This is a genomic window from Myxococcales bacterium (assembly GCA_022563535.1).
Taxonomy (GTDB): Bacteria; Myxococcota_A; UBA9160; order UBA9160; family UBA4427; genus DUBZ01.
On record JADFNE010000049.1, the window covers coordinates 25,147 to 33,134 of the forward strand.

General features: G+C 58.0%; 6 protein-coding genes. 3 read left to right on the forward strand and 3 right to left on the reverse strand.

The annotated features are described in order from the left end of the window. Window positions 1-123 precede the first annotated feature (123 nt). Together IH881_14560 and IH881_14565 are read left to right on the forward strand one after the other, a co-directional pair. Window positions 124-1,221: a hypothetical protein gene (locus IH881_14560; GenBank protein MCH7868916.1), complete on the forward strand. Its 1,098-nt coding sequence runs from the start codon at window positions 124-126 to the stop codon at window positions 1,219-1,221. A gap of 356 nt (window positions 1,222-1,577) precedes the next feature. After that, window positions 1,578-2,780 (forward strand): SPASM domain-containing protein, encoded by a 1,203-nt coding sequence (locus IH881_14565; protein ID MCH7868917.1) that lies wholly within the window; start codon window positions 1,578-1,580, stop codon window positions 2,778-2,780. 110 nt (window positions 2,781-2,890) lie between these two features. Here the strand turns inward: IH881_14565 and IH881_14570 are convergent, their stop codons facing one another. After that, entirely contained in the window at window positions 2,891-4,060 is a 1,170-nt protein-coding gene (locus tag IH881_14570; protein MCH7868918.1) for a methyltransferase domain-containing protein, read from the reverse strand. A gap of 336 nt (window positions 4,061-4,396) precedes the next feature. Between IH881_14570 and IH881_14575 the strand changes: the two genes are divergently transcribed. Further along, complete coding sequence (locus tag IH881_14575) at window positions 4,397-6,202, forward strand: glycosyltransferase (GenBank protein ID MCH7868919.1); 1,806 nt, start codon at window positions 4,397-4,399, stop codon at window positions 6,200-6,202. 330 nt (window positions 6,203-6,532) lie between these two features. Here IH881_14575 and IH881_14580 read toward each other — a convergent pair whose 3' ends face one another. Together IH881_14580 and IH881_14585 are read right to left on the reverse strand one after the other, a co-directional pair. Further along, the gene (locus tag IH881_14580; GenBank protein ID MCH7868920.1) at window positions 6,533-6,670 is read right to left on the reverse strand and encodes a hypothetical protein; all 138 of its coding nucleotides are present in this window, start codon (window positions 6,668-6,670) and stop codon (window positions 6,533-6,535) included. Then, the coding region (locus IH881_14585; protein MCH7868921.1) for a sodium:solute symporter family protein at window positions 6,667-7,988 on the reverse strand (1,322 nt) is incomplete at its 5' end. The genes IH881_14580 and IH881_14585, both read right to left, overlap by 4 nt.

The window sequence follows — 7,988 nt, forward strand, 5'->3', positions numbered from 1 at the left end:
CGGCCCTTTCCGATCGACACGCAAACCTGCGCTTCAATTGCGCAGTCCTTGCAGCATGGAGAGACCTTCTCGGGAGTGAACTCAGCCTCGAGAGCATGCGGGTAGTGAAAAAACGAGGATGGCGTGACGTCCAAGAATCGATACGGAGTCGTGAACGTAGTTTGGGGGACGGAATTCACTCGTCTGATGGCGGATGTCACGCTTCCCACCAATCTCTCCGACGGCAACTTGCCGGCGCTATCGCGAGCAGCCGACGTGAACCACATTCACTGTACGCGAGAGTCCGAAGTCATGCTTCGCGACTCCGCAATCTTTCCGAAACTCGCCGACACGGTCGCGGTTGAATTCCATACGATCGAAAGCGAGGATTTTTTCGGTTCCAGAAGTCAGCACGCACTGCTGACGGATCGTCATCGGCACGCCGTCGCGATTGCCCAGCGCCGAGATGAAATACTTATTATTCTTGCACCCGATGCCATCTGGAGTGATGGAAGTTTCCTCCGCATGCACGAGCTTGCACATGACGGCGCACGCACCGTCATGATGGCTGTTCCCCGTGCCACCAAGTCGTCTTTTCTGACGGCTCTCGAGACGAAATTTCCAGAGGACATCAGCTCGGGTGTGACGCTCGACAATCGCACAATAATGCGGTTGCTACTCGAGAATCTTCACATCTGTGCCAACAACCACATTTGGCGCGAAGAGCGACTCACCTCCTGGCCTTCGCAACTTCTCTGGCGCGTGGGGCGAGAAGGATTGCTGGTTCGAGCATTTCACCTCCACCCCGTCTTGATTCGCCCCACATTATGGGATGGCGCGATGCCCGGCACCATCGACGGCGAGTACGTGGCGAACGCCATTCAAGAGACTTCCAAAATCTACGTCGTACGAGATAGCGATGAGATCGCAGGGGTAGAGATTTCGGCGACGATCGAAGGCAACGTCCATCGATCGACACCCAATACGGACTCCGGCACGAAGCGCGTGGCCGCCTGGATGAGACGTTCGACCAACTCCCTGCACCGCCAGTACGTCCGAAACATGATCCGCCTGCACGCAAACGAGATTGATCCCGCCTGCGAAACACTGTGGAACGCTGCGGAAGAAGCATCGAATGCGGTGCTCGATCGCGTGAACCATGACTACGCCCGTCTCGAACGCCCGAGCGTCAACCCGAATGATTCGGGGAGTCTCGCCGGGACTGTCAATTACGCCTCCTAGGCTTCACGGCCTCAGCTTAGAGAATAGGAAACAGCCATGTCGCAACCTGCCAGCCATACCATCCCAAGTGCGCAAAAACAGGATGAACTAGCATCACTCGTACACCTCAATAGTGCTGTGGAGAGCGTCGAGTTCAACTTCACCAATATCTGCAACCTGCGCTGCGCGTCTACTGTCCTCAAGGAACGCATGAAGAGGGTTTCCATGCCGAAACCTCTCAGCAGCAACTCGACGAAATCGTCGCCTACATCAAGAAGAACAAGATCAAGAAGGCCAGTGTCGGTTACTACGGCGAGACCACTCTGGTCAAAGGCTGGGAAGCAGTCTGTCAGAGCCTCCTCGATCTCGATGTCAAGATGACCATCGTTTCGAACTTCTCGCGAGTCCTCACGCCGCGGGAAATCGAAGTCCTGGCGCAATTCGAAGAAATCCAGGTCAGCATCGATATCGTCGATCAGAAAATCCTTCGCGCCGTCCGCAAATCGGTCGACGTCCGCTCGATTCTCTACAACTCCCAATTGATCCAGGCCCACGCGATCCAACATCGGATCCCGATGCCGCGAATTGTCTGGACAGGTGTTCTAACGGACGCGGTCGTCATGGGGCTCTGCCACCTCGTCGCAACTGCGGCGAGTTGCAGCATCCGTCATATCAACTTCAACTCGGTGAGCTACTTCGACGGCGCCGCAGTCACGGCGAATCATGTATGCGACATGCCCGACGATGAATTTCTGCGCGCTGCCGAAGAGATCGAGCGAGCACTCGCGTTGGCCAAGGAACTGGACATCTGCATGCGCGTAAAAGACCACCGGCGGATCATGCGCCGGGTCGTCAAGCTGATCGGAAAGACCCGCATCCTCGATAACGGGCACTATCTCGCCAAGCTCGAAGACCTGGTTCCCATAGATCGAATCTTCATCTACGGCAGCGGGGCGCCGGGGCGGTACATCGCCGGCCAGGTCAAGAGACGCGCGGACCTAGACTTCCAGGGATTTCTCGACAGCTCGTGGTCTGGTGAAATCGATGAGAGTCCCGTCCTTTGCTTTGATGACTATCTCGAGCAACGCCAGAGTCGCGACCTGATCCTTGTTTGCTCCGAATCCTACGATCAGATCGAATCGAAATTGAAAGGCGCCGAGATCGCTCGCTATTTGGATGCTCGGGAGATCTATCTCTACGGCGCAAACCGCAAAGGTGGGGATGTCAAGATCAAACGCCAGGGTATCCAGGGCACGTTCGAAACTGTCGGCGACACTGGCGACGATCTGCCCGAAGGACTGACCCGGCTTTGCGACTCCCCGTGGTCGCAGATCTACACGGATCCCAAGGGTGAGGTCTATTCGTGCTGCCAGCGTGGTGACTCGATGGGGAACCTGGCACCGAATCATGGCTTTGCCGAAATTCTGAATGATGAAAGCTATCTTCAGTTGCGACGACAGCTCCTCACGGGCAAGAACTTGGGCCCCGAGTGCTCACGCTGCGTCGCCAAGCCCGCCGCGACTCCGGAAAAGATGCAAGCCTGGATTCGCGCGAAGCTCGTACAGCGAGAGGCGCGTTAGCCCCCGATCCGTCACTACGATTTTCTCTCCAGGCCGGGTGTTCGCAGCATGCGGGCTCTCGGGACCGAGCGCCGCTTCGGTCTCCGTCACCACAAGGGGCCCCTTGCCCGCTACGCGGGCGGCGAGGGCAGCAATGTCTGCCAGCGTCTTCCTGTTTGCAACAACCGATTGTCTACGTGATGCGCCTGCGGATAGGGAAGGCACATGAAGACGGTCGCTGTGGCGGGCACCTCGGAGGGAGCGAAAATCGGAGCGCCCATGTGTTCGCGCCCCTGCCGTTTCGGGTCTTCATCGACGAAGAACACCACTGGACGTTTGATCGAGCTGGCGAGCCATGTCGCAGCAATCGAAGTTCCAAAGATTCCAAAGGGCCCCTTGCTGCGAATTTCCTGGGCCCGCGAGGCTGTCGCGTCGAGCCAGGAAACACACCGCTCGACGGCGCGATAGGTCTCTAGAAACGAAGGGCGAAGCGGAGATGTCAGCGAGCGCGCGGGCGCCCTCCGGTAGACGCCACTAACTTCCTTGCCGCTCCACTCCTGGCTTCTCGTAGCCGGTTCCATCTCAGAAGAGAGAAGCAATCGATCGAGGGTGGCGGGCGAGAAGTGGCTGCAATGGTCGGCCACCATCAAGTCGAAGGCCTGCTCTGCATAGTGGGGCGCCTCGATAAAGAGCCACCCCGGATCGCTCAAGCGTTCCCGCGCCTGTCTCAGAAACTCTTGCGGATGCGGAACATGTTCGAGCACATGAACCATTGAAATCAGCTCGAAGTGGTTCTCGATGCGGTCGAGACCGCTCGTGTGCATCGCCCGAACCTGGGGGATCGATTCCACGACATCGACCGTCGAATCATCAATTTCGCTTCCCTCGAGATCCCAGCCGGGGAAGGCTCGTGACCAGGCGCGAAGGAACGCGCCCTTCCCGCAGCCTACGTCGAGAAGCCTTCCGCTTTCGGAAAGGGGAAGCACCGATCGAAGCTTGTCTACCAGAGGATCCGAGCGAAATCGTGCAGCTCCCTGCGCTCCGCTGTAAACCAGTTGTTCGCTTCCAGCGGATTGATGGAAGATGTCGTAGCCAGCATAAATCTCGTCGGCTTCGCGCTGCCAGCTGGGGCTCACGTCCTTCACGACCGAAGCACAAGACCGACACACACCCAAAGCCCCGCCCCGGTGCCAGGGACGACAATCGGAGGTGACTCTTCGCAGCTTGGCATAACCCGGTACGAGAACGACTTCTCCTTCGGTGCAAAGGTGGCAAGTCCAGGTGTCTTTGAGTTGTGTCATCGAATCGGTCTCTCTTCGCCAGAAAGAATTGCCTCTCGAGATACCTCACCGGTCGGCAGGTTGGTTGCAAACTTGAGCAACTGCGCGCGAACTTTCCCGTCGAGACGGACTATTTACGTTCTCGATATCCAATGCGATCCACAGGACCATGCACACACGCGCCGCTTCCCTCGAATCACCGGACCTGCAAAGAGGACGCGTAGTTGCGGGCTTCCTTGCTCAAGTGTGAATGGAATCTTCCGATGACCTGCTAGAAGCGTGCGCTCGGCGAAGCCCCCATCCGCTCGCGTTCGTATACGGTCCTATTGGAATGGACACGTCAAGGGAACCCAGTCTGTGAAGCGCGCCGCTCTATCCGTCATCATCCCGCTATACAATCACCGGGATGTGGTCCTCCATGCGATCGACTCCGTGCTGCAACAGACCCGTCCTCCGGACGAAGTCCTCGTCGTAGACGACGCTTCCACGGACGGTAGTGCCGAAGTGGTGGCCGAGTTTGCTGCCAAGAACCCCACCGTGCGGTTGATTCGCAGCGCCAAGAACCAGGGCACACCCCGCGCCACCAACCAGGGGTTTCGGGCGGCACGCGGAAACTATGTCTACGGACTCTCCGCCGATGACATCGTACTGCCGGGTTTCTTCGAAGCGGCCATGACGGCACTCGAAAAACATCCCGATGCGGGCCTTGCCTACGGTGATTTTCTGACCGTGACACAAGGCCTCGAAATCCTGGAACGAACGCCCTCTCTACCACCGGTCGAGGCCTACTACTCGCCCGACGAACTTTCGCATCTACTCTACGGCGACATCCTCGAAGCGCGCGGGGCCATCTTTCAGCGCCAGGCATTGCTCTCCTGCGGTGGTTTCATTCCCGAGTTGGAGGAAATGTCGGATTGGTTTCTCGGGTTGGCCGTGGCATTCCGACATGGGCTCCACTATGTCCCCGGCGCCTGCCACGCCAAACGCGTGGACTTTACGTCCTATGCGCTGAAGCGGCAGGCATGTCGGGATGGATTGCAGGAGAAGATTCGACGCATCATCAAGCTTCTCGGGCGGCCGAAGAATCGCGACCTGCTCCCGCACTTCGCCCGAAGCGCCGCGTTTATGCACTTTGGCATCGATGCCGCCGAGGCCCTCCTGAAGCGACCGGAGTGCTGGGATCCCGTGCACCAAATGTTGCTTCACGAACCACTTGCCGAGTACATGCGAAGAAAGCGAGAACGAGTGCAGGCCCAGGGCCGGACGCGAAATCGGCCTCAATTTTCTCGCCCCGAGACATGGCAGAAATACGTCGTTCAATACACGCCCGAATTTCTGCGACCCCGGATTGACCAACTCGTGAGCGAGTGGAAGGACTCCGGCAAAAGAGTGCTGATCTATGGGGCTGGCGAGCACACGGTGGCGCTCTTCAAACTGACGCGATTGCGAGATGCACAGATCGTCGGCGTGGCAGACCGCTCCAAGCGACTCCACGGACAGTGCCAGTGGGGCTTCGAAGTCATCGCCCCGTCGAAGATCGCAAGCCTTCATCCCGATGTGGTTCTGATCTCCTCGGCCGCCATGCAAGACGAAATTTACCGGGAGCTGAGTCCGCTATGCGATCATGGGATCGAACTCGTGCGTCTATACGGCGAACCTGTCCCGACTGACGAAGCTGCGGGCGAGAGGCGGGAGAAAGAGAAGGCGGCCAGCCCTCCCCCGCCCAAAGCATTCTCCCTCGAACCCGAGTGGCTTGCAGCACGGGTCCGTGATCTGGTGAGTTCATGGAACCGACGCGATCGACGGGTCGTCCTCTTTGGTGCGGGTGAAGTGACATCCCGGCTCTTCCAATGGACAAATATCGACGAAGCCGATCTCGTGGCTATCGCCGAGCCAGTCGAGATGCTGCAGGGAGAGGTGATCTGGAATCTCGAAACCGTCGCACCCGCGGCAATCCGTGAGCTTTCGGCGGACACCGTCCTCGTGTGCAGCAATATGGTCCGCAGTGAAGTCGATCGCGAACTCGCAAGCCTCGAACGAGACGGCTTCGAGGTGGTGCGGTTGCGACCGTCACTCGCAATCCCATGCGAGAAGAGCGAACGACCTCAGGGCCGTGCGCGTTCGATTGATCGAGCCACGCTTTCGCGATCTGGAGATCGGTGAAATGCGGTTCCGATTCGCCCCTGAATGACTCGGCCGAAGCTTGCTCTCGGGACTACCTGCTCCCGGAACTTGGCAGTAGAGTTTGTAACCGCCACCAACACCAACCGAGACGCGCTGGCGGTCTCATTGGTTCTTACTTGACCACCAAGATTCTTCAGACGTCTCTGCGGTCGAGCGGTGTGCAACCGTTGCGCTCCAGTCACCTCGGTGTCCGCCGAAGGGTATGCAAGACGTTGCATCTGCCGATGGGTTTCTTGAAAACTGCGACCCGGCGCACTTCACGGTAGTGTCGATTCTCAGTGTGTGCCATCCCGGTCTTCGGCACGACTTCTAGTTTTCTTTGTCGCGATCCGTCGACTCTCCCCGGAAGATCTCGCGCGCATCTTTCGCAAAAAATACGAAAATCGTCAAGGCGCTCGCCGCGAGCAGCACAGCGGCGACCCAAGTAAGGAGATCCCAGGGGTTCATTTCACCGCCTCCCGTCCAAACAAGTTCCCGACCAGGAACCCAACGACACTCATCGGCAGGCTGAAGAAAAGTGCGTACTCCTGCCAGAGACTGATCGAGGTGCTGCCAAGTTCGAAAGTCCAGATAAAGGTCCCGTACAACTCGTTCGGCTCACCGAGGCTCATGATCGTAATGTAGTAGACAATCACACTGAGGAGCCCCAGACCACAACTCAGGGTGCCCGCGAGTGGAGTCTTCCGCCCCTTCCAATAGAGGCCAATGAAGATTGGAACAAATACGGTCGACGTCAGAATTGTCGCGGTAAAGACCCAGAGCGCCATCAATCGATCGAACATGAAGGCGAGAAAAAACCCGAGCACCCAGGCGACGACAACTCCCCGCTTGGTGAACTTCACGAGTTGCTGATCGGTGATGTCGGGTTTGACCAGGGGCCGGTAGAGGTCGTAGGCCATATTGGCTCCCGCCACCAACGTGTAGGAGTCGACGGTCGACATCGATGTGGCGAGAACGCCCGCCAGAAAAATCCCGACGAAGCCCACAGGAAGCGCATAGGTGACTGCGGTGAGCAGCGCATCGTTGGGATGAAGATTGGCGGGGAGAATGCCCTGAAGCATCGCGGAGTGGGCCAACATGCCTCCGGCCACTACCAGCCAATCGTATGTTCCCCAGATGACAACGGCGATCAGGAGTGCGTTGCGCGCCTGGCGGTAATCTTTGGCAGCAAAGATGCGTTGATAAAAGCCAGGTTCGACGAAGACACTGAGCCCCGTAGCCACATAGGCCAGCAACAACCAAATGGGCAGGTTGCCCAGCAGGTCGAAGTGATCGGGCGGTATGATTTGTGCAGCCGCCTCGAAGCCACCGACTTCATGCAGCAACAGGGGGATCCCGATTGCGAGCGTGACGCACATCAACACGAACTGAATCGTATCCGTAATGGCCACGGCCCAAAGGCCACCCCACAAGGTATAGACCAACGCGATGGACCCGATCGCTGCTGCGCCAATCATCGCGTCGACCCCAAAGATCACCTCGGAGATGCGCCCGAGGGCGAAGAGCGCGAGCGCGGGAATCGAATAGAAGATCGACGCCAGAGCACCAAAGGTGGCAGCACCGGTCCCATAGTTCCGCTCGAGGATCTCGGGTAAAGAAGTGAAATTGGCGGTTCGCAGACGCTTGCTCAGAACAAATGCCGCGATCGCATACAGCACCAAATAAAGTACCGAGTAACCAAAATATGCGACAACGCCATTATTGAAGGCGAGTTCGGATGTACCAAAGAGCACGTCCAGACCGTAGTAGGTCGACGCCAACGTGC

Coding starts and splice junctions, on each gene's coding strand:
- IH881_14565 (MCH7868917.1), top strand. CDS start 1,578: ATGACCATCGTTTCGAACTTCTCGCGAGTCCTCACGCCGCGGGAAATC.
- IH881_14570 (MCH7868918.1), bottom strand. CDS start 4,060: ATGACACAACTCAAAGACACCTGGACTTGCCACCTTTGCACCGAAGGA.
- IH881_14580 (MCH7868920.1), bottom strand. CDS start 6,670: ATGAACCCCTGGGATCTCCTTACTTGGGTCGCCGCTGTGCTGCTCGCG.